Here is a 21,964-nt window from a genome sequence, read left to right as displayed (position 1 = left end):
CAAAATTGATCAAATTCCAAAAGGAGGATTTTTATATGAAATGTCAAATATGCCAAACTAACCATGCAAATGTGAGCCTGCGTTTTGTTCTAAATAATGAAGAAAACAATGTAAATCTATGCCACAGCTGCTATCAAAAAGAAAAACAAAAAATGACATCTAACCAAATGTTTTTCCAACAATCTTCCCCTTTTGATGAATTGTTTAAATCATTTAATCAAAACTTTCAACAATCAGGGGCAAGCAAAGAAAATCAAGAAGCTCCATCTCATAAAACAAATGGTATTTTAGATAAATTCGGAAAAAACTTAAATCATTTAGCTCATGCAGGTCTGATTGATCCAGTTATCGGCCGCGAGAATGAAATCGACAGAGTGATTGAAATATTAAATAGAAGAAATAAAAACAACCCAGTCCTGATTGGTGAGCCAGGTGTTGGTAAAACAGCAATCGCAGAGGGCTTGGCGCTTAAAATTTCAGAAGGCAATGTACCTAAGAAATTAAAAAACAAAGAAATCTATTTGCTTGATGTCGCTTCCTTAGTAACAAACACAGGCATACGCGGTCAGTTTGAGGAACGTATGAAGCAAATTATTCAGGAAATCCAAGAAAGAAAAAATGTTATCGTCTTTATTGATGAAATTCATCAGCTGGTGGGAGCTGGATCAGCTGAAGGCTCTATGGATGCTGGAAATATCCTTAAGCCGGCTCTTGCTAGGGGCGAACTGCATATCATTGGTGCAACAACGTTAAAGGAATATCGCCAAATTGAAAAAGACGCTGCACTTGAACGAAGATTCCAGCCGATCCAAGTGGCTGAGCCAACTGTTTCGGCAGCTGTTGCCATACTAGAGGGAATTAAAGATAAATACGAAAAATTCCATGAAGTAGCTTACACAGATGAAGCAATTAAAGCATGTGTAGAATTGTCACACCGCTACGTTCAAGACCGTTTCTTGCCAGATAAAGCAATTGATTTGCTTGATGAAGCCGGCTCTAAAATGAACTTAGCTTCAAGCTACACAAATACAGAGGAAATTGATAACCGTCTAGCAGAGATTGCTAAACAAAAAGAGGCTGTGTTAAAAGAAGAAAACTATGAAGCAGCTGCAAACTTGCGCAAAGAGGAACAGGAGCTTGAAAAAGCATTAAATAATCCAAATACAGAAAAACCTGTTGTAGATGTTACGCTGATTCAAGAGCTGATTGAGAAGAAAACTGGCATTCCTGTCGGCAAGCTGCAACAGGATGAACAGCAAAAAATGAAAAACTTGGCAGATAATTTAGAAGCTAAAGTCATCGGTCAAAAAGCGGCTGTTCTAAAAGTGGCGAAAGCAATTAAACGAAGCCGTGCAGGTTTGAAATCTAAAAACAGACCAATTGGAAGCTTTTTATTCGTCGGACCGACTGGTGTTGGTAAAACGGAATTAACAAAAACATTAGCGAATGAATTATTCGGAAGCAAAGACAGCATGATTCGCTTAGATATGAGTGAATACATGGAAAAACACAGCATCAGCAAAATCATCGGCTCTCCTCCCGGTTATGTCGGCCATGAAGAAGCAGGTCAGTTAACAGAACAAGTACGTCGCAATCCGTACAGCATCATTCTGTTAGACGAAATTGAAAAAGCACATCCAGACGTTCAGTCAATCTTCCTGCAAATTTTAGAGGATGGCAGATTGACTGACAGCCAAGGCAGAACAGTAAGCTTTAAAGACAGTGTTATCATCATGACAAGCAACGCCGGCATCGGCCATAAACGCATCGTCGTTGGTTTTGAGAATAACGCTGCATTAGAAGAAAGCACTCTGCTTCAGTCATTAGGCAATTTCTTTAAACCGGAATTCTTAAACCGCTTTGATGCAATCGTTGAATTTAAATCATTAGAAAAAGAACATTTGCTAAAAATTACTGATTTATTATTAGAAGACCTTTCAGATGCACTGGCAGAACAGCATATCACTTTGACTGTTACTGCTGAAGCAAAAGAAAAACTGGTAGAACTGGGAACACACCCAGACTTTGGTGCACGCCCGCTAAGAAGAGTCATTCAAGAGCATCTCGAAGACAGCCTTGCTGACTTTATCTTAGATGAACCAGAGGCTGGCGAACTTACTGCCGTATTAGAAGATGATAACATCATCATTAAACAAGTGAACAGCAGCACGGTTGTCCAATAAATGCTTCAACGCTCAGAACATTTCTGAGCGTTTTTTTTACTTATAAACATTTATCCCGCAAGCTTCACATCTTAGCTTGTAAAAGAATTGCACAAGTTCCGATTCTGTTTGGATAGTGTCAAAAAGGCGTATTAACGTCCTTTTACCGACACGTCTATCAAGCAGAGCTAAGATTTTTATCAGCATATTGCTTGATTGCAAGGATACGTGAATTTGTGTGCTGAAGGATTGTTGCAGCCCATCAAAAAAATCAGCTTGGGCAAAGCTCTCCTCCTTCATGCGTTTATGAGCAAAGTCCCCTCTCGCTGTTGTTTTGACAAAACCATCTAAATCATATACGTTAACTGATGTTCTGACATTCTCTAATTTTTTTCGCTCAGCTGTTATTGTACACATATTCCATACTTCTTTTTTATCCACCGTAATAACCGCTCTTCCTAAGTTATCATGGACTTTACGATAATTGATAATCAAAAAATCGACTCTGTTTATTAAGGATGGACTTATAAAGCTTTGTAAATGCTTTTTTACTTTACTCCATTTCGGTGCAAACATATTAAACCTCCAACGGATAATTTACATCTTTTTCCTTCATTTTAACATATACAACAAAAACAGAGCTGTAATATCCAGAAGGTGAGATACTATTTTCATTTAGCTCCCCTACAAATCAGACATCATTTTACTAAAGAAAATCTACATGGTAGAATAAACATTGGCTTTACACTCTATATTTTTGTAATTTAATAAGACATTAACATGTTACCATATAAATGGTATTCATTTTTTCTACATATTTTTACTTGGTTAGGAGCTACTTTAATGAAATACAAGAAATTATTACTGAGTACGGTTTTAGTGACACTGCTCGCTGCTTGTAATAACGACACTGGCAATGGAGGCACAGAAGAAACTGTTCCAACTACTGTCATACAAAACAAAGAAATTTACCGAATTGCAGAGCCTGTTAAAGTAAATATTGCAAGAGGCGCAATAGTAAACAATGTCGATAATCTAGTCGACATTAAAGAGTTGGAAATGGGCTTGATGGATTTATCAACAGACCAATTCCCAACAGATAACTACTATCTGCAAGAAGGGCAATATTTGGATTCAGCAACGATAAACAGCTGGATTGCAAGAAAGTCAGATGACAAAAATGGCTTAAACCCATCGTTAACAGATACTGGCGACATATTAAAGGACGAAAAGAAAAATCCGAAGGTGCTTTCACATGTGCTCGAACAAGATTATGTGAATAGCAAAGGAAAGATTCAAGGCATCTCTTTAGCTGTTTCCTTAAATAAAATCTATTATATTCGAGCAACAGATGATGCAGGATTGGTTTATACAGACGAAATAAAGGTAGATCAAACAGAAAACGGTAAAAACGAAGTCGAAGAACAAGGGAAAAAAATTGCAGAAACGATTTTGAAGAGAATAAGAGCGAACAGCGATATCCCAGATGTTCCAATATTTTTAACTCTTTATGAAGAAACAAATAAAGGCAATATCGTGCCAGGTAAGTTTTTAGCTTCCTCTTATATTGACAAAAACGACAATACTATTGCTAAATGGAATGACATTAACAGAAAGTATATCGCCTTCCCTTCGAGTACATTTGAAAGCTTAGACCGCTCGTTATCGAATGTTCTTTCGACGCTGGAAGAAGATATACAAACACAGTTTAAATCATTGAACATTATCATGACCGGAAAGCTTCTCTATGAAGAAGACGAGCTGTCCAATATTACCCTTGATATTGAAGCACCTAATATCACCTCTTCTGAAACAACAGCCATGATAGAGTATGTCGGCGGCAAAATTGAATCACAAATACTTCCGGATTATTTACCGATTACTGTTCAACTGTCTGGAACAAATGAAGAATCAAAAGCAATTATGATATGGGACCCTTCTGAAAAAGAAATTAAAACAGAAATATATGAGTAAACGAAAAAACCGGCAAGGAGTATTCCTTGCCGGTTTTTTTTCCTATATTTCATTCTCTGACTTTAGCACCTTTATGAATGCTTAACATACTTTATTAGTAATAAAGGAGTTGATTCATTAATGCAGCCATTCCAGCAATGGCAACAGCAAACGAAACTGCCCCTTTCCATTATACATTTCTAAACAATTTCCCGATATAATGAAGCAATTATCCCCTGCTTATACTGTCTCAGCAGAGCCTGTGTTTCTTGATCACCTATTAGACAAAAACCTGCGCGTTATTATAACAATGGGAGCATTAGATGAAGTATGGAGCGGGGTCGCGATTGACCATATTCCATTAACTGCCGGCGATGCTCATTATCATATTCGCTATCCGCACATCGTTTTGTCGGAAAGCCATAGATTATTTCTAAAACGTCTTTAAAAAAAGAAGACTACATCATAATGATGTGGTCTTCTTTTCCTCTTTAAAGCTTGCTGTCATCAACAGATTGAAGCCATGCATCAATTTCTCCAATTACTGATTCCACACAGCCATCTTCAAATGGAGATATCAGGTTTGCTTCCTTCACCAGTTCTGTGAAAGGCAGGCTTCCCCCCAGCTGGCATAGTTTCACATAATCAGCCCAAGCTTCCTCCTGATTCTCTCTTGATCGCTTCCAGAATTGGAAGGCACAAATCTGGGCAAGCGTATAATCAATATAATAGAACGGAGATGTGTAAATATGGGATTGTCTTTGCCAGAAGCCGCCCCCTTCTAGATAGTCATTTCCATCATAATCTTTATGCGGCAAGTATTTTTGTTCAATTTCTCTCCAGGCCTGCTTTCTTTCCTTCGGTGTTGCTTCCGGATTTTCATAAACCCAATGTTGAAACTCATCAACAGACACTCCGTATGGAAGGAAAAGCAAGGAGGAGCTTAAATGGGAAAATTTATATTTATCTGCATCTTCCTGGAAGAACAGGTCCATCCACGGCCATGTAAAAAACTCCATGCTCATTGAATGTATTTCTGCCGCTTCATATGTCGGCCAGTAGTATTCTGGGATATCAAAATTAGCACCGCTTGAATACACCTGGAATGCGTGTCCTGCTTCATGTGTCAATACATCGATATCACCGGAAGTTCCATTGAAGTTAGAAAAGATAAACGGCGCCTTATAATCCTCAATAAAAGTGCAGTACCCTCCGCCGGCTTTTCCTTTTTTAGCGACTAAATCCATCAGTTCATTTTCATTTAACAGTTTAAAAAACTCGCCTGTTTCTTTTGACAATTCATTGTACATCTTTTGGCCATTTTCAAGGATCCATTCTGAATCACCTTTAGGCGCTGCATTACCTGATAAGAAATTGAACGGCTCATCATAAAATTTTAGTTCTTCTACGCCAATTCGGCTCTTCTGTCTTTCTTTTAACTTAGATGCAAGGGGAACAATATGCTCCTTTACCTGCTCTCTGAATTTAGCAACCATCTCTGCATCATAATCTGTGCGATACATACGGTAGTAAGCAAGCTCAACAAAATTATTGTATCCTAATTTCTTTGCGATTTCGGTGCGGACCTTAACCATATCATCATAAATCCGGTCAAGCTGTGCTTCATTTTCCGCTAAAAAGGCAAACTTCTTCTCATTTGCATCCTTCCGGACAGCACGGTCTTTCGATTCAGTAAAAGGCTCCATTTGTGCCAATGTTCTTTCTTCACCCTCAAAATGAATCTTTGCAGAAGCCATAAGCTTTGTATATTCTGTTGACAGCTTATTTTCCTGCTGCAGCAAAGACATTACTTCTTCGGAGAAGACTTTCAGCTGAGCGTCTGCTAAAGCGAATAATTGTTTGCCCCATTTCGCTTCAAGCTCATCCTTGAATTTCGATTGCACAAGTGCCTCGTAATACTTCGTTTCTAACCCTTCTATTTCAGGAGAGATTTCGTCAATATAATCCTGCTCCTGTTGATAGAATTCATCAGCAGTATCAACCGAATGGCGTATATAGCAAATATTAAACTGTGTGGAAACATTGTTGCGGATCTTATTGATTTTTTCAATTACTGCAATCTGCTGTTCGAGATTTTCAGCAGTTTTAAAGGTTTCTAATAATGCGCCCATCTCTTTTTTTATGCTAGTTACATCTGGTCTTTCGTATGTAAATGCTGAAAATTTCACGTATGTTCCTCCAAGCTATTTTATTTTTCGCAAAGCTTTCATAATTATAGTTGTATAACGGAAATAAATCTAATTTCTTATCCAACTATTCTTATTATACAGCGAGCCTCTATATTCCTGCATTCTTAGTAAAACTTGTTTATACTAATATATTATTAGTATAAAAAAAAGAGGGGTATCTCCCCTCTTTAAACAAATTGGTTATTTTTTTCCGCTGGCAGAAAGACCTAATCTTTTTACAAGCTGTATGACGGTTTCCTTTTCTTCAGTGGAAAGCTCAGACATTAGATCATGAATTCTTTGTTCATGGCTTGGAAAGATTGTTTCGATCATTTCTTTTCCGCTGTCGGTAATGGATGCAAATGTCACCCTTCTATCAGTAGGACAGGCAACCCTTTTCAAATAGCCTTTTTCCTCAAGTTTATCCACAACATACGTGATACTTCCGCTTGCCAATAAAATTTTTCCGCCAATTTGCTGCAAAGGCTGATCACCTTTATGATACAGCAGTTCTAAAACAGCAAATTCTGTTGGATTCAATCCATATGTGTGAATAAGTTTATTGACGTTTTCGTTAATTGCTCGATATGCTCTTGACAGCACAATAAATAATTTTAATGATTGATTTGTTTCTTCATTGCCCATATTTATTCTTCCTTTATATAAAAATATCTCGAATTCAAATTAATTATACTTTTTTTCCTTGTATTTGTCAATTTCTCTTCTTACCATACCCTTTTTTTCCGAATGAATCAACAGGATTGTTTACAGACAATTTGTTTAATCGAAAGATAGGCATCTAGTTGCTTACTTCTTTTGGAATTTATGGTATATTATAAGTTTAGAAACAAATCTACTTAAAACATAAATTGGTTATTTTTAATGGAGAAGATGTGTATGATTGTTAAAAAATTATTAATATATATAACTGTTGCCATCTTCCCGTTTCTTCTGGCAGCAGGGATATTATTGTTTACAAAAGAAAAGGAAGAAGTCGCAAAGCATGAGAGAAATGCATACAGAATTGCTTCTGTTCATCAAAGGCAATGGGATAATTTTATTAATAAAACGATTAACTCATTGAATACTGTCAGCATCATGCTGGAATCCTCTTCAGGTAATTGGGATAAAGCTAAGCAAAATATCTTCCTGAAAAAGCTCCTGTTACAGGAGCAAATGTATGGAGGAATTTACATACTCGATCCTGCTGGCAATAGAATTGCTGGAACAGACAGGAAAATTGAAGAAATGGCTATCCCTCAAGAAGATTATGTAAAAGAAGCCATTAAAGCAAAAATTGCAACCGTCTCAAACAAAACAGATTACCTTGTCGATGGACAAAAAGTAATCGGTCTTGCCAAGCCAGTTTTAGATGATCAGCAGCATGTGGTGAACTTAATTATTGCTTATTTAAGGGTCGATTATTTATCGAATGTGATGGAAATGCTCACACCCAAAAGCAATATTGCCGTTATTAGCGAAGAAAAAGAAACTATATTAAGTATGAATAAACCAATATCTCTAAGCAGCTCCACAATTGCCTTGCCTATGAACAGCTTACCTTGGAAGATAATTGTAGAGCAAAAAGAAATTAAAACCGAAAAAATCTTAACAAAGAACTGGCCTTTACTGCTCATCTTCTTTATATGTTTTCATTTACTGTATTTTGTCATCATTCTTTATCATCACAAAAAGAAAGCAGACCAAGAAAATAAAGAAAATGAACTGCATAAGCTCGAACTGGTCGGCAATATGGCCGCTAGTTCTGCACATGAAATTAGAAATCCTTTAACTGGCATCAAGGGCCTCGTACAGCTGTTAAGTGAAAAGCATAAGGATGCGGAAGATCAATTCTACTTCTCGATTATTCAAAAAGAGATTAATAGAATTAATGAAATAGTCAGCCAGTTTCTGATTTTGGGCAAACCGACAGAACTTAAAAAACAGCTTTTAAACATTGAAAACATTGTTACAGAATTAAAGCCCCTGATCCTCTCAGAGGCAAATCTTTATAACGTAGAATGTCATTTTGAAATTGCCAAAAAAAAGCTGTTTGTATATTGCAATGCTGATCAAATGAAACAGGTCATTCTAAACATTACGAAAAACGCATTAGAAGCAATGGAAAACGGCGGTACACTGACAATTAAATTAAAAGAATTGAATAATCGTGTCAGCATTACGGTATATGACACTGGTGTAGGTATTCCTGAAACAGAACTGAAAAAGCTGTTTGAACCGTTTTATACATCCAAGTCATCTGGAACAGGGTTAGGTCTTGTCGTATGCAGAAGAATTATTCAATCATTCAATGGGGAGATATATCTTTCAAGTGTGGAAAACAAAGGTACGAAAGTGGATATTATCCTGCCGTTAAATTCATAACAAAACATATCAGAGCCTTTAGCAAAAAGTCCTTATCTATATAAGGGCTTTCTACATTTCTTAATGAGGCGAGGCGACGATGGCTCTTGCTTTCATACTTTATTAAAAACTCTTAGAAGGGATATAGTGATAGATGCTAATCTTAAATGCGTAAACTGTCCATAACCCTTCAGCATTAATCGAAGGTTTTGTTTTGTCATCATCCTTCATGCTGTTTTTCTTAATAAAAGAAAACTTTCCTTATGTACAAAAACATCGTTACTTTTCCAGATAAAATAATGCATGGCGCAAAATCAAAATGACTTTACCTGATTTGTTACAAGAAACTCTCGTTGTCTTTTATATTTGGAATATAACAGATTGTCCCAAGGAGGCGAGAAGAAAGGATATTGACTTTCAGCCATTAACGTATTCTTTTTTAAATGGAAGGCAATGTTGTAAATGTTTCATAGTATCTCTGAAATCTTTTTGTGCTGGTAGACGAGATGCTTTGGCCATACGATCATTGATTTATAGGATTTTTTCACAAAATTCATCTTTGTCTTTTGCAGCCGAACATGCAATTGATACTGAAAAATCAGCTCATCGAGTTCCTGACTGTATCGGACTGTTTCCTCACTCGTATACCCTGAACGTTGCGCTTCCTCAATCATCACCTCTCTCTTCTTTTGGATAGCAAGCAGTAATTCTTGTTTCCTCGGTTGCACTTTCTTTTCCTCCTAATCGTATTTATATTAATTATTTGTAAAGACAAATTCACGTTTACTTGATGAATTATTACAAGAAAATAAATAAAAGTAAATAGAATCGCAATATTAGACATTTTTTTCTTTAAAATAGGTATTTGGAATTAGAATAGTCAAAAAATAACTGGATTTTCGACAAATAAACCTTCAAAAACCTCCATAACCCCCCAAAAACATGAAGCGCTTTCATTTTATTTTTGAAAAATATTATTGTTTAAGTGCTTTTTATCGCTAAATCACCATACAAAATTTTACATTATTTAGCCTTTATTTTCGACGTTTTCTTTCAGAAAAGGAAAAACCCGCCTGCTTTACTTTACGACGGGTTTTTGCAAGTTATTCATTAGCCAGCTTTCTGAGCCGTTCTACAGCCTCTAAAAGCCGTTCTTCTGATGTGAGCAAGCCTGCTCTGACATATCCTTCTCCATATTCTCCAAATCCTGTTCCTGGCGCTACAGCAATATGAGCCTTCTCTAATAAATAGTCTGCAAACTGCTCAGAAGTATAGCCGTCAGGTACCTTCAGCCATGCAAAAAACGAGCCGCTCGGCGCCTCCACCTTCCAGCCGATACTTTTTAATCCATTGATGAAGACATCCCTTCTTCGTTGATACAGGCTGTTTAGCTTGTCTACTTCCTCAAGGGAACTGGTCAGAGCTGTGATAGCTGCTTCTTGTACTGCTCCGAACAAACTGACATACAGATGGTCTTGGTAAAGGTTTAGTGCAGAGATTATACTTTTGTTTCCTACTGCAAAGCCTACTCTCCATCCTGCCATATTAAATGTTTTCGATAAGGTGTAGATTTCAATGCCGGCATCCTTCGCTTTCGGGGCGGAGAGAAAACTGATTGGTTTTTTTCCGTCAAATCCAAGTGCTCCATAAGCAAAATCATGAACTACACAAATATCATGTTCAAGGCTTAGAGATACTGTTTCTTGGAAGAATTCACTCGTCGCCGTAGCCCCAGTCGGATTATTGGGATAATTTAAGAACAGCAATTTTGCTTTCTCCAGCACAGAATTAGAAAGCTTACTATAATCTGGAAGAAATTGATTCTTCTCTTCAAGAGGCAGCATTACCATCTCACCTTGTGCAAGTGCCACACCTGACAAATAATCAGGATAGCCAGGGTCTGGCAGCAGCACCGTATCACCTGGATTAAGAAGACATTGAGGTATTTCCACTAAACCAGCTTTTCCTCCGAACAAAACAGCCACCTCTGTTTCCGGGTCCAAATCTACGGCGTATTCTCGCTTGTAAAATTCAGCAACCGCTTTTTTTAAGGCAGGATAGCCTCTAAAAGGGGAATATTTATGGTTGATTGGCTTTTCTGCAGCATTCTGCAGGCTTTTAACAATATACTCAGGTGTTGGTTGGTCAGGATTGCCTTGACCTAAATTAATTACATCACAGCCCTTTTCGGTGTACGACGCTACCTTTTCTACAAGAGATGCAAAAAATTGAACTGGGAGTCTGTCTAACAAGGCTGATTGACGATATTCCTTCATTCCTTCTACCTTCTTTCTAAATTAATACACGTATTTTAATACAGTCGTCTTTTTTCTTGATGCACTTCACCTAGAAAATATATAATATTCAAATTATTTATGTTATAAAAGAAGCAAGGGAAGTAAACGTAAATGTTGTTTTTCATTATAAGCGATAAAATTCAAGATGAATAGAGGGTGATTTTTCTGGAATGGAACATAAGCATCATTCAAATGGATATTGTTTTTGGTGATCCAAAGCAGAATTTTCTTGCTGCTGAAAAATGGATTAAAGAAGCCTGTGCAGGAAAGCAGACAGATATTGTCATTCTGCCAGAATTGTGGACGACAGGCTATGATTTGCCACATCTTGACACTATTGCAGATAAACATGCAGAGAAGGCAATCAGCTTTTTGCAACATCTCGCTAGGAGCTATCAAGTTCACATTATCGGAGGTTCTGTTGCCAATAAAAAGGAGGATGGGATTTTTAATACACTTCTTGTCATTAATAAAGAAGGAGAGTTAATACATACTTACGACAAGCTCCATTTATTTAAACTCATGGATGAACATCTTTATTTACAAAGCGGAACAGCAACTGGGCTCTTTCAGCTGAATGGAGAAACGGCAGCAGGTCTGATTTGCTATGATATTAGATTTCCGGAGTGGGTCCGTACACACACTTCCAAAGGAGCTAATGTGCTGTTTGTATCAGCAGAATGGCCGCTTGCAAGGCTTGCTCATTGGAGAGCACTCTTAATTGCCAGAGCTATTGAAAATCAGTGCTATGTGGTCGCATGCAATAGAAGCGGTTCTGATCCTGCAAATGTGTTCGCAGGCCATAGTATGATAATTGACCCATGGGGAGAAATTGTCGGAGAAGCAGGAGAAAACAGTGAAATCCTAGCACGGACCATCGACCTAGCTAAAGTATCCGAGGTACGAAACATGATTCCAATTTTCTCTGATAGAAGACCAGAATATTATGGATAAGAAATAGGGATAGATGATTCTATCCCTATCATTTTGCCCACATTTCCTCCGGGTTCAATTCATAAATATTATTTTCCCTATACATGAAATGGTTAATGATAAATTCTCTGCGAATCGTCGCATAATCATCAAAAAACCTTTTGATATATTCATTTAATTCTTTCTCTTCGTATTTTATGCCTTCTTTAAGCCCCTTTATGATATGGCGAAAGATGATTAATTTCTTCTTTCTTTGTGCAGGGATATTCTTGAGCCTTCCGTCTGAACCGATAAAATTCTCGATAATCTTAGCTGCTTCTTCATTATTCCTATTCATATCCAACGACTGCTCTCCTTTCTCCAATAGAGACAATTTAACAAGCGCTTCTGCCTGTTGGGAAATGACTGATTTATTTAAATAAAAATAAATCGTGTTTTTTTCTCTTCGTTCATACACTACATTTATTTCTCGCAGTTTCTTTAAATGGTGTGTGATAGTAGGTGCTGTCAATCCTAATTTGCCTGCAAGAGCAGTACCATTCCACGGCTTTGCTGCTAGTAAAGCAATAATTCTGATTCTTGTTGGATCACCGATTGTTTTGTGGAAAGCGACCAGCCTGTCTAACTGCATATAATCACTCCTAAATTAGATAATCATCTAATTAGATAATAATAAAAAGACTTCTGTGCTGTCAAGAAGTCTTTTTATTACGTAAAATTATGTTGATTTGAGCTTCATTGCTTTTTGCGCGGAAGATAAATATGAAATTTCGTACCTTCCCCCTCTTCCGACTCTACTTCAATTTTCCCAGCATGCTCTTTAATAATTTTGAAGGAAACCATCAAGCCTAAGCCTGTGCCCTTTTCCTTCGTTGTATAAAATGGTTCTCCGAGCTTTGCTAGTTTCTCTTTACTCATCCCATTGCCATTGTCTTCAATTGTGATATGAAAATATTCCGGAGTGGACTTTATGCTTGTCTTGATCTCTCCTCCTACTTCAAGCACCTCAATCGCATTTTTGACAATATTAATAAAGACTTTTTTTAATTGGTTTGGTTCACAAAACATTTCTGTAAGGGAATTTGTATAATTTCTTGTAAATTGAACATTATATAAGACCGCTTGTGCATTGAGAAGGTCTAGTGTCTCATTCATAATCTGCTGCAAATCCGCTTTAACAAACTTAACGTTTTGCGGTTTTGACAGCAGCAGGAATTCATTGATGATTGTCTCAATCCTGCTGAGCTCTGATTTAATAACAGTGAAATACATCGGATGCTTTTCACTGTCATTGCTGCTTTCCAGTAATTGTATGAATCCTTTTAATGCAGTCATTGGATTCCTGATTTCATGGGCAATTCCAGCTGCAAGCTCCCCGATAACATGAAGGGTGGAAGACTTTCTTATCTGCTCCTCGAGTATCGCGTTCTCTGTTATATCTCTTAGAGCCGTTATGCTAAAGCCAGAATATATATTATACTTGTTCCGAAATTCCAGCTGTGTCCAATCATCTCCGTTAAAGGAGGCAGTATAGATACCTCTGTTCTGCCCTTCCTCTCTTAATGAAAGAAGTTTTGGCTTAATCTCTTCTCCAATTGATTTCCCTTCTGGCAAATAATCAATCAGGTTTAAGCCAAGCAAACTTTCTTTATCCTTTTGAAGCATTCGCAATGCGGCTTTATTAATATCACTTATGTTATAATCCCTGTCCCATAGAATAACACCATCAAATACTTCCTCAAAAATTGTTTCAAACATGCTTTTGCTGTCAAGCAGCTCCAGTTCCATATTATAGCGTTCTGTAATATTGCGAAAAATACTCATATGAAGACCTTCAACAGAATGAAGCTTTGTTGTGAACTCTAGCAGCTTTTTTTGCCCATTCGGCATCAAAAACATCAGCTCATCCCGATGGGAGTTTTTGCTGCATAAGCTTTTAATAATATGAATATAGCTGTCGTCCTTTTTATAGACATAATCACTGATTTTTTTCCGTTTCATTTCTTCCAGACTGCTTTCAAAGATAGCCAAAGCTGCCTTATTTGCTGAGACAATCTCGCCGTTTTCCTTCCATAGAACGATTCCATCTAGTGCTTCTGTAAAGAAATCGTGAAATAAAGCAGCATCCTTTCGTTGCCTTCTTTCTAAATTGCGCAAATACGTGACATCTTTTAAAACAGCTAAAAAATATGGATACTTAGTTATTCTGGATATATGGATTTCAGAAAAGGAGTCTCTCGCGGGATTTGCCATTGACAGAACAGCTGTTTTTGCGTCTTTTTCGAAAGACTGTAAGCTGATCCAGTTCCTCAAATCATCTCTGTACTCTTGCGGAAGATAGTGAGTAAGGTTACGCCCAACCATATCTTTTTTGTGGATGTGAAATATATCTTTTATTGCATAATTTACTTCCAGGATTACTCCCTTTTCGTCCAGTATGACCATTCCTTCACTGGAATTCTCAAAGGCCGCTGTTTTCAGCTCCTCCACCATTTCTCTGCAATTCTTTTCATCCTTCAGCCGCTTATTCTCTTGTTCCAAAAAGCTGATTTTCTTTTTCAGCTGCTGGATATGCTGCATTTCTTTTGTATAGATTTCACCAGACAAGGATTTCCCGCCTCTCGTAAAACTTGGTGCATTATTTATTCTACAAAATTCGAGAAAATCCTTTACAGTTACAAAATAAATTAATCATAAAGTTAGTCAACCAAGTTAAGGAAAATTTCAGATGCTTGTATTAACCTTAAATTTACAATTAAAAAAGTTTATTTACAAAAATATTTCACTTTTATTAATAAGTAGAAATTTAGTTAACAACTTGCGAAAAACAGTTTAGCTATTGTTTATATGTGCTATAAATAATAGTGGCTAAACAGCCAATCATCTGCCTGAAACGTTTTCCGATTGACTATATTTGGAAATGGCATTGCTGCTAAAAGGTTAGCTTGCAAAGAAGGGAGAACAATATGAAGCAAACCCGAGATTATTACTTTGATAATGCAAAGTTTCTGTTGATTTTTTTCGTTGTATTCGGTCATTTTATTCAATCTTTTAATAGTGACAGCAATAGTATTTATAGTTTGTATAAAGTCATTTACACTTTCCATATGCCGGCATTTATTTTAGTTTCCGGATTTTTTGCGAAAGGGATTTACGAGGAAGGTTATGTACAAAAGTATGTAAAGAAGCTGATATTACCATATATTATCTTTCAGGTTATATACAGTATCTTTTATTTTTACCTTTACGGAAAATCAAGCTTAACGGTTGATCCATTAAGTCCGCATTGGTCACTTTGGTTTTTAATCAGCTTATTTTTCTGGAATATGCTATTGCTGGGCTTTTCCAAGCTGAAGCCAATTTATGGCTTGTCAATAGCAATGTTTTTCGGCCTTGCAATCGGATTTGTTGATTGGACTTCCAGCTACTTGAGCCTTACAAGAACATTTGTATTCTTCCCCTTGTTTTTATTAGGCTATTATATGAACAAAAAACATTTTGAGTGGGTCAGAGCAAAGCCTTTCAAAATAGGAGCCATTCTTATTTTCGTGAGTTGTTTTGCTGTATTTTACAATTTCCCAGATATAAATCACCAATGGCTATTAGGATCGAAGCCATATGATGTGTTAGCTTCTTCTTCGTTTGAAGCAATACTAGTCAGACTTGGTTTCTACTTATTGAGCTTTTTAATGATTTTCTGCTTTTTTGCCTGTGTGCCGCAGAAGCAATATTTCTTTACTCGATTTGGTAAAAACACGCTTTATGTTTATTTATTACACGGTTTCTTTATCCGGATTTTTCGGTCAACTGATTTGCAGGAAGCGTTCACTACACCGAAATCTTATTTTCTCATCGTGCTAATGGCTTTTCTGCTAACATTAGTACTGTCAACCAACTTGGTAGCATCACTAGCACAGCCATTTATAGAATTCAGGACAACTAAAATGCAAAAATGGTCTACAAAAACAAGCTATAAAGAGAAGCTCTTTTAAAGAGGCTTCTCTTTTTAGCTTATGACAATACCGTTATTTTCTTTTGCCGCTTTTTACTTTGTCTTTAGTCAAAGCCCCTGTATCATAAAGTTTGCTTGCATTAAGATCGCCAAACTCCTGGCCAAATTCTACATTAGCTTGTTCTTTTTTATTTTTATTCGCTTTTTTTGCCATAATTATCTCCCCTCTCTTCCATGCTTGGAGTTTCGATTAGCATTCTTCATCGGGTCCTCGCCGCGAATGAATTCAGCGGAGAACTCTGTTTCCTGGATGTTCTTTTTAGGAGTTTTGCTGTATTTTTCAACAGCATTGAATTCTGCCTTTCTTTTCGCCATATGATCGTCTCCTTTAATGGATGGTACAAACCTATTTTTTGCAAATTACAGGAACGTATCCGTACCATGATATGACAATCCAACCATAAAAAAAGCCAAGGCGGAATACGCCTTAGCCAATGATTATTCTCTCTTTTGGATAATGGAAATTATCCTTTTTCTCTTTTCCTCCAATAATATAGATAAAGGAAGTTAGCCCTATTCTTCCAATAAACATAAGTACCATGATGACACATTTGCCTACATTGGACAAATCAGGAGTTAAACCAAGTGATAAGCCTGTTGTTCCAAATGCAGAACAAACCTCGAACAATATTTTTATGAGCGGAGCACTTTCGGTGATGCACAAAATAACTGTTGCGGTAAAGCATAAGGCAAAAGCTAAAATTGTGACGACCATCGATTTAATAATATCCTCTTCATGGATTTCTCTTTTAAAAATTTTAATATGCCGATTGCCGTTCGCGTAATGATAAATGAACATTAAGTTTAATGCAAACGTAGTTGTCCGAATTCCCCCACCGACAGAGCTTGGGGATGCACCGATAAACATCAGAATACAAAAAATCACCAGTGTTCCGAGTGAATAGTCATTCAAGTCCATTGTCGCAAGCCCACCGCTTCTAGTTGAAGCCGAGTGAAAAAATGCATTAAAAAAGATTTGATGCCAAGTCATTCCTGCAAAATAATTTGTTGATTCAATCAAAATAATGCTGAGAGTACCAAAAAATAACAGCAGTCCAAATGTTAAAGATGTCAATTTCGAAAATAGAGAAAACCGGAAAACTTTTCCAGGGTTCTTCGGGAATAGATAATTCTTCACTTCAATTAAAACTGGAAATCCAATCGCACCAAGGGTGATTAGAATAATATGTACCAACTGAATAAAATAATCATCTTTATAAGGCATTAGGGAGGTCCCTGTTAAGTCGAATCCCCCGTTCGTTGTTGCACTAATCGAGGCGAACAGTCCATGAATGATTGCATCCTTCCATGATAGGAAGTATTGATGAAACTGCAGTGTCAGCACGATTGCCCCAACAAGCTCTATAATTAAGATCAGCTTGATGATTTCCCTGATAAGCTGGACCAGTCCAGAAAGATGTGATTGGTTATGGTCAAGCATTATCAGCTGCCGCTCCTTTAAACCGATTTTTTTCCTGAGCAGCATCCAAAAGAACGTTCCTAAAGTCATGACTCCAATTCCGCCGAATTGAAGGACAAACATCAATATGAAAATGCCTAATGTGCTATAAGTATCGGATATATTTATTACAGTCAGACCAGTGACACTCACTGCACTTATTGCCGTAAAAACAGTGTCCATAAAGGAAACATGCACACCTTCTTTATGAACAGCTGGTATGCTTAACAACAAGACAGATACGCTGACCGCCAGCAAATAATATCCTGTAATAATTTGGGCCGGGGTAAATTTATTCAGCAAATCCCTTACCGTTCTTTTCATGTCCATACAAATCCCTTCTATTGCTCTTCCTCTTATCTCCCCATTACACAAACATTACCACTCATGAAATGAATGAAAACCCCGCATATTATAAGTACAGAAATTAATATTGCCAAACAACTTACCTATTATCAGCATAATAGCCTTTTGTTAACGGTATATAAGTTCTGTATTTTATTTATCAAGGAGGTCCCTGACATTATGGCTAGTTCAAACAAATTATTAGTTCCTGGTATTGAACAATATTTAGATAGCATTAAATATGAAATTGCTCAAGAGTTCGGCGTTAATTTAGGTTCTGAAACAGTTGCCAGATCCAATGGTTCTGTTGGCGGAGAGATTACAAAACGCCTAGTTCAGCAAGCTCAAGCAGAGCTGTCTGGCAAAACTCAATAATAACTATACCTTAAAATTATCAATGCTCAAAGAAAAAATAAAAAAGGAAATAATGATTGCTCACTTTGGCACCTGCAAAGTTTTAAAGCAAACATTATTTCCTTTTTAACATTTAGTTATCTTCCACCGTTTTCTGTGCTTTTCGACCAGAGATAATATAGCCGCCTACTGCAATGATTAACAATACAGACCAGAAGAAGAATTTCCAAACTTTCGACTCAGGAAAATGCTGATCAAGAAGACCAACTTCTGGATGTGCCAATGTAAATACAGCCAGCTTCACACCTACCCAGCCGACAATTAAAAAGGCTGCTGTCTCCAGGGAAGGTCTTGTTTGCAGAAGTTTTACGAACGAGTTTGCTGCAAAACGCATGATAACTAGTCCGATGATTCCACCTAATAGCATGATTGTAAATTGTCCTCCGTCAATGCCTCCAATATCAAACCAGCCTGTTGGTGTCAGCGTGATTGCTAATGCAACTGCTGCTAGCATAGAGTCAATTGCAAAGGCAATATCAGCAAGTTCTACTTTCAAAACAGTCATCCAGAAGCCAGATTTTTTCCTTTCCTTTTCTTTCTCCTGTTTCTCCTTTGGTGAGAACTTTCCATATAAATTGTGGATACAAATATACAGTAAGTAAATAGCACCAAGCGCTTGAACCTGCCAAACGTCTACTAGAACAGAAATTAAGAACAAACTCGCGAAACGGAATATAAATGCACCGAACAAACCATAGAACAATGCTTTTTTCTGCTGCTCTGGCGGTAAATGCTTAACCATAACTGCCATAACAACCGCATTGTCAGCTGCCAGTATCCCCTCTAACCCTACTAGAATCAGGAGCACCCAACCATACTCTAACAGTAATGCAAAATCCATATTTTCTCCTCCTATCAATAGTTTTTGTATACCCACAGGTATCCCCCTATTGACAGGATTGTCTTATATGTACAAAAAAGCGCAAAAAAGACCTCTGCCAATAGGCAAAGGTCTTGCTAAGCACTTTTTAATAGTGCCAACAAAGCCGATGGTACTAGACCACGAACTGACGACTTTGTTTTAGGATAAAATATCCTAAAAGCTACTCCCCTTTGAGTAGATATACGATTGATATAAGCTTATTATATACGAAAGATTCTTTCTTGACAATCAAAAACCGAAAAAAAATAAACAAGACCTGACTATTTTTTACTTTCGAAAGTTAGTATCGTTGTTTATTCTTTATTCGGATTGAACTGACCTTTAAAATACAATATTGCATACTTCACTAAAAAACCGCTTAAAATACCTGGAATCAAAAAGAGCATCGGTGTAAATATAGGACCTGGAAAAATACCAAATATCTTAAACCGCGTCGAATACATAACCCCTACTGTAACAAAATAAGCACAAAATACAAACGGCAAAAATGCATATTCATCCTGTTCTTTCATGGTCGACTTATATGCATCCCACATTGCGAACAAATATAAGCAGGGATAAAACATGATCCATTGAAAATCAAGGGCTTCTATGGAAGATTCAAAATTACCTAAAAAGCTTTGCATGATTGCATAATTGAAATTACTTTGCACATTAATAATAAATTCCAGCACCACTAAAAGAGTACCTTTCCAATACTGTTTCATCAATAATTGACTGAAGCCAGGGAGTGCTATGCTCCACATAACAGCCTCTAATTTACTTAGGTCCCTCATAGGTTATCACCATCTACTTCTTATATACCTTTTCATTTTTTCATTTTTAGCTAAACTGCATTTTTTTATACAGTATCCGTTCATGTTGCTGAAAAGAAATTTACAAGAGCAATAAACTGTCAGCTGAAACGATAAAAATAACCGAAAAAAAAGAGCCGTATTTGGCTCTTTTTACAGGATTTGTGAAAGAAATAGTTTTGTGCGGTCATGCTGTGGATTATCGAAAATATCCTCCGGTTTGCCCATTTCGACGATTTCCCCTTTATCAAAAAGAATGATTCTGTCAGCCACCTGACGAGCAAAACCCATCTCATGTGTAACGACAAGCATAGTCATCCCAGATTCTGCTAGTGTCTTCATAACATCAAGGACCTCTTTTACCATCTCTGGATCAAGTGCTGATGTCGGTTCATCAAACAGCATAATCTTTGGCTGCATCGCTAATGCCCTAGCAATAGCCACACGCTGCTGCTGCCCGCCGGATAACTGACCAGGATATTTTTGTGCCTGCTCTGGTATACCTACTCTTTCGAGAAGCTCTATCGCAATTTGCTCTGCCTTTTTCTTTTTCCATTTCCGCACCCATATCGGTGCCAGAGAAATATTCTTTAATATTGTCATATGAGGAAATAGGTTAAAGGACTGAAAAACCATGCCTGTTTCCTTTCTTATTTCTTCAATATTTTTCAAATCATCTGTCAAGGCAATATTATCCACCATAATAGAACCCTTCTGAAACTCTTCTAACGCATTGATTGTCCGGATAAAGGTAGACTTGCCAGAGCCAGAAGGTCCGAGGATAACAATCACCTCTCCTTGCTTTACTTGCAGATCAACATCCTTTAAAACATGATGGTCGCCATACCATTTATTCAAACCCTTCACTTTGATGATATCTTCTCTTTGCTCTACCGGTATTGAAAGCTTTTCTACAGAAAATACACTCTCCATTGTTAGTCCTCCCCTATTAGCGGCTGCCTGCCCCTAGTGATTTTTCCAAAGCTTTGCTGACATGTGACATTAAGTAGCAGAATATGAAATACATTAATGCAATGAACACATATAATTCCATGTACTTACCTAAGTACTCTGGATTTGCTGCGACTTTTTTGGCCATACCAAGAAAATCTGCTAAACCGATAACGGCAACTAATGATGTATCTTTAAATATAGAAATGAATTGACCGACCATTGCGGGGATTACCGCCTTTAAGGCTTGCGGTAAAATGACAAAAACCATCAATTTAAAATTATTTAATCCTAATGCTTGAGCTGCTTCGAACTGGCCGCGGGGAATAGACTGTAACCCGCCCCTGATATTTTCTGCCAAATACGCAGCACTAAAAAGTGTGAAGGCAATCATTGCTCGTAAAACATTATCCATTTGGATTTCGCCGCCAAGAAACATCGGGAGCAGCAATTGCCCAATAAACAGCACCATAATCAACGGCATGCCACGGATGATTTCAATATAAACAATGCATGTATATTTGATGACAGGCAACTTGCTTCTTCGGCCGACAGCAAGTAAAAGTCCTATTGGAAAGGAGCAAATGATTGCGACCGATGCGAGCACGAGTGTAAGCAAAAACCCGCCCCAAACATTCGTGCTCACCGGCTCAAGGATGCCAAATCCGTTAATAATTCCAACTGCTATCGGTATAATGAGAATCCAAAGAATTAATACTGGTATTTTTAAAACAGAAAGATTTCTGCCAAGGGCATAGCATAAATAAATGGCAGCGATGCTGGCACCTAAATAGGCCTTTGTAATAGGTTCTGTGTAAGGGACAACCGCAAAAATAAGCATGATAACTGACAAGGTAATGGCTACATGCCCAATGACACCTCGCCATAATCCCCATGATGTCCCAAATAATATCGAGATGAGGATTACTCCGACCCAAAGTCTCCAAATCTCCTCCATCGGAAATTGACCAACCATTAAGAGGCGCAGATTTGCACTTACTACACTCCAGTCACTGCTTGCTAGAAATCCAACAACTTTGACGATGATCGCACCCGTAAACATCGCAGCAATTATGGTGAGTATCGCATTTTTCCAATCCTTAAAGAGATTTGATTTCAGCCAAAGCTGTACTTTTACTAGCCTGCTGAGCGAAGTTGATTCTACTCTTCTTTCACTGTTATTAAGCTGTACATTATCCAATTTGCAT

General features: G+C 37.3%; 21 protein-coding genes and 1 riboswitch. Of the genes, 7 read left to right on the top strand and 14 right to left on the bottom strand.

What is annotated here, in order from left to right; genetic code table 11:
• Nucleotides 1-35 precede the first annotated feature (35 nt).
• Complete coding sequence (locus ACLIJJ_RS07900) at nt 36-2,183, top strand: ATP-dependent Clp protease ATP-binding subunit (RefSeq protein ID WP_411410746.1); 2,148 nt, start codon at nt 36-38, stop codon at nt 2,181-2,183.
• A gap of 36 nt (nt 2,184-2,219) precedes the next feature.
• On the opposite strand, the gene ACLIJJ_RS07895 is transcribed toward ACLIJJ_RS07900, so the two are convergent.
• Nucleotides 2,220-2,738 (bottom strand): SF0329 family protein, encoded by a 519-nt coding sequence (locus ACLIJJ_RS07895; RefSeq protein WP_411228455.1) that lies wholly within the window; start codon nt 2,736-2,738, stop codon nt 2,220-2,222.
• Between the two features lie 267 nt (nt 2,739-3,005).
• On the opposite strand from ACLIJJ_RS07895, the gene ACLIJJ_RS07890 reads away from it, so the two are divergent.
• Together ACLIJJ_RS07890 and ACLIJJ_RS07885 are read left to right on the top strand one after the other, a co-directional pair.
• Nucleotides 3,006-4,136 carry a CamS family sex pheromone protein gene (locus ACLIJJ_RS07890; protein WP_233314642.1) on the top strand — a complete coding sequence of 377 codons (1,131 nt, stop codon included), beginning with the start codon at nt 3,006-3,008 and terminating at the stop codon, nt 4,134-4,136.
• A gap of 199 nt (nt 4,137-4,335) precedes the next feature.
• Nucleotides 4,336-4,563: a YuzF family protein gene (locus ACLIJJ_RS07885; RefSeq protein WP_251644620.1), complete on the top strand. Its 228-nt coding sequence runs from the start codon at nt 4,336-4,338 to the stop codon at nt 4,561-4,563.
• Nucleotides 4,564-4,606: 43 nt separating this feature from the next.
• Here the strand turns inward: ACLIJJ_RS07885 and ACLIJJ_RS07880 are convergent, their stop codons facing one another.
• Both ACLIJJ_RS07880 and ACLIJJ_RS07875 read right to left on the bottom strand, forming a co-directional pair.
• On the bottom strand, nt 4,607-6,304 hold the full coding sequence (locus ACLIJJ_RS07880; RefSeq protein ID WP_237941140.1) for a M3 family oligoendopeptidase: 1,698 nt from the start codon (nt 6,302-6,304) through the stop codon (nt 4,607-4,609).
• 201 nt (nt 6,305-6,505) lie between these two features.
• On the bottom strand, nt 6,506-6,949 hold the full coding sequence (locus tag ACLIJJ_RS07875) for a MarR family winged helix-turn-helix transcriptional regulator (RefSeq protein ID WP_233314645.1): 444 nt from the start codon (nt 6,947-6,949) through the stop codon (nt 6,506-6,508).
• A 252-nt stretch (nt 6,950-7,201) separates the two neighbouring features.
• Here ACLIJJ_RS07875 and ACLIJJ_RS07870 point away from each other — a divergent pair, with 252 nt between their 5' ends.
• Nucleotides 7,202-8,689, top strand: coding sequence for a PAS domain-containing sensor histidine kinase (locus ACLIJJ_RS07870; protein WP_233314646.1), 1,488 nt, complete (start codon nt 7,202-7,204; stop codon nt 8,687-8,689).
• A gap of 446 nt (nt 8,690-9,135) precedes the next feature.
• On the opposite strand, the gene ACLIJJ_RS07865 is transcribed toward ACLIJJ_RS07870, so the two are convergent.
• The gene (locus ACLIJJ_RS07865) at nt 9,136-9,396 is read right to left on the bottom strand and encodes an aspartyl-phosphate phosphatase Spo0E family protein (RefSeq protein ID WP_233314647.1); all 261 of its coding nucleotides are present in this window, start codon (nt 9,394-9,396) and stop codon (nt 9,136-9,138) included.
• 375 nt (nt 9,397-9,771) lie between these two features.
• Nucleotides 9,772-10,944, bottom strand: coding sequence for a pyridoxal phosphate-dependent aminotransferase (locus tag ACLIJJ_RS07860; protein ID WP_411410745.1), 1,173 nt, complete (start codon nt 10,942-10,944; stop codon nt 9,772-9,774).
• A 186-nt stretch (nt 10,945-11,130) separates the two neighbouring features.
• Here ACLIJJ_RS07860 and ACLIJJ_RS07855 point away from each other — a divergent pair, with 186 nt between their 5' ends.
• On the top strand, nt 11,131-11,919 hold the full coding sequence (locus ACLIJJ_RS07855; RefSeq protein WP_233314649.1) for a carbon-nitrogen family hydrolase: 789 nt from the start codon (nt 11,131-11,133) through the stop codon (nt 11,917-11,919).
• Nucleotides 11,920-11,947: 28 nt separating this feature from the next.
• Here the strand turns inward: ACLIJJ_RS07855 and ACLIJJ_RS07850 are convergent, their stop codons facing one another.
• Nucleotides 11,948-12,529: a DUF2087 domain-containing protein gene (locus ACLIJJ_RS07850; protein WP_233314650.1), complete on the bottom strand. Its 582-nt coding sequence runs from the start codon at nt 12,527-12,529 to the stop codon at nt 11,948-11,950.
• Nucleotides 12,530-12,633: 104 nt separating this feature from the next.
• Nucleotides 12,634-14,505 (bottom strand): PAS domain-containing protein, encoded by a 1,872-nt coding sequence (locus tag ACLIJJ_RS07845; RefSeq protein ID WP_233314651.1) that lies wholly within the window; start codon nt 14,503-14,505, stop codon nt 12,634-12,636.
• 359 nt (nt 14,506-14,864) lie between these two features.
• Here ACLIJJ_RS07845 and ACLIJJ_RS07840 point away from each other — a divergent pair, with 359 nt between their 5' ends.
• Nucleotides 14,865-15,890, top strand: a complete 1,026-nt coding sequence (locus ACLIJJ_RS07840; protein ID WP_233314652.1) for an acyltransferase family protein — start codon at nt 14,865-14,867, stop codon at nt 15,888-15,890.
• A gap of 33 nt (nt 15,891-15,923) precedes the next feature.
• Here the strand turns inward: ACLIJJ_RS07840 and ACLIJJ_RS07835 are convergent, their stop codons facing one another.
• The 3 genes from ACLIJJ_RS07835 to ACLIJJ_RS07825 all read right to left on the bottom strand — a co-directional run bounded on the left by ACLIJJ_RS07835 (nt 15,924) and on the right by ACLIJJ_RS07825 (nt 17,693).
• On the bottom strand, nt 15,924-16,064 hold the full coding sequence (locus ACLIJJ_RS07835; protein ID WP_233314653.1) for a hypothetical protein: 141 nt from the start codon (nt 16,062-16,064) through the stop codon (nt 15,924-15,926).
• Nucleotides 16,065-16,066: 2 nt separating this feature from the next.
• Nucleotides 16,067-16,225 (bottom strand): hypothetical protein, encoded by a 159-nt coding sequence (locus ACLIJJ_RS07830; protein ID WP_233314654.1) that lies wholly within the window; start codon nt 16,223-16,225, stop codon nt 16,067-16,069.
• Between the two features lie 112 nt (nt 16,226-16,337).
• Complete coding sequence (locus ACLIJJ_RS07825) at nt 16,338-17,693, bottom strand: TrkH family potassium uptake protein (protein WP_237942267.1); 1,356 nt, start codon at nt 17,691-17,693, stop codon at nt 16,338-16,340.
• A 201-nt stretch (nt 17,694-17,894) separates the two neighbouring features.
• On the opposite strand from ACLIJJ_RS07825, the gene ACLIJJ_RS07820 reads away from it, so the two are divergent.
• A complete protein-coding gene (locus ACLIJJ_RS07820; protein WP_233314655.1) occupies nt 17,895-18,089 on the top strand; it encodes an alpha/beta-type small acid-soluble spore protein in 195 nt (64 codons plus the stop codon).
• Between the two features lie 112 nt (nt 18,090-18,201).
• On the opposite strand, the gene ACLIJJ_RS07815 is transcribed toward ACLIJJ_RS07820, so the two are convergent.
• The 4 genes from ACLIJJ_RS07815 to ACLIJJ_RS07800 form a co-directional block, all read right to left on the bottom strand.
• A complete protein-coding gene (locus ACLIJJ_RS07815) occupies nt 18,202-18,969 on the bottom strand; it encodes a TerC family protein (protein WP_233314656.1) in 768 nt (255 codons plus the stop codon).
• 54 nt (nt 18,970-19,023) lie between these two features.
• A riboswitch (yybP-ykoY riboswitch) is annotated at nt 19,024-19,192 on the bottom strand.
• A 112-nt stretch (nt 19,193-19,304) separates the two neighbouring features.
• Complete coding sequence (locus ACLIJJ_RS07810; protein WP_411410744.1) at nt 19,305-19,718, bottom strand: hypothetical protein; 414 nt, start codon at nt 19,716-19,718, stop codon at nt 19,305-19,307.
• Between the two features lie 240 nt (nt 19,719-19,958).
• Entirely contained in the window at nt 19,959-20,738 is a 780-nt protein-coding gene (locus tag ACLIJJ_RS07805) for an amino acid ABC transporter ATP-binding protein (RefSeq protein WP_245399848.1), read from the bottom strand.
• Nucleotides 20,739-20,754: 16 nt separating this feature from the next.
• The gene (locus ACLIJJ_RS07800) at nt 20,755-21,957 is read right to left on the bottom strand and encodes an amino acid ABC transporter permease (RefSeq protein WP_233314658.1); all 1,203 of its coding nucleotides are present in this window, start codon (nt 21,955-21,957) and stop codon (nt 20,755-20,757) included.
• Nucleotides 21,958-21,964 lie beyond the last annotated feature (7 nt).

This window comes from Niallia laureatilytica (assembly GCF_046613985.1).
Lineage (GTDB): Bacteria > Bacillota > Bacilli > Bacillales > Cytobacillaceae > Niallia.
The sequence above is the reverse complement of the archived record's forward strand: the minus strand, read 5'-3'. Positions and strand labels throughout refer to the sequence as shown.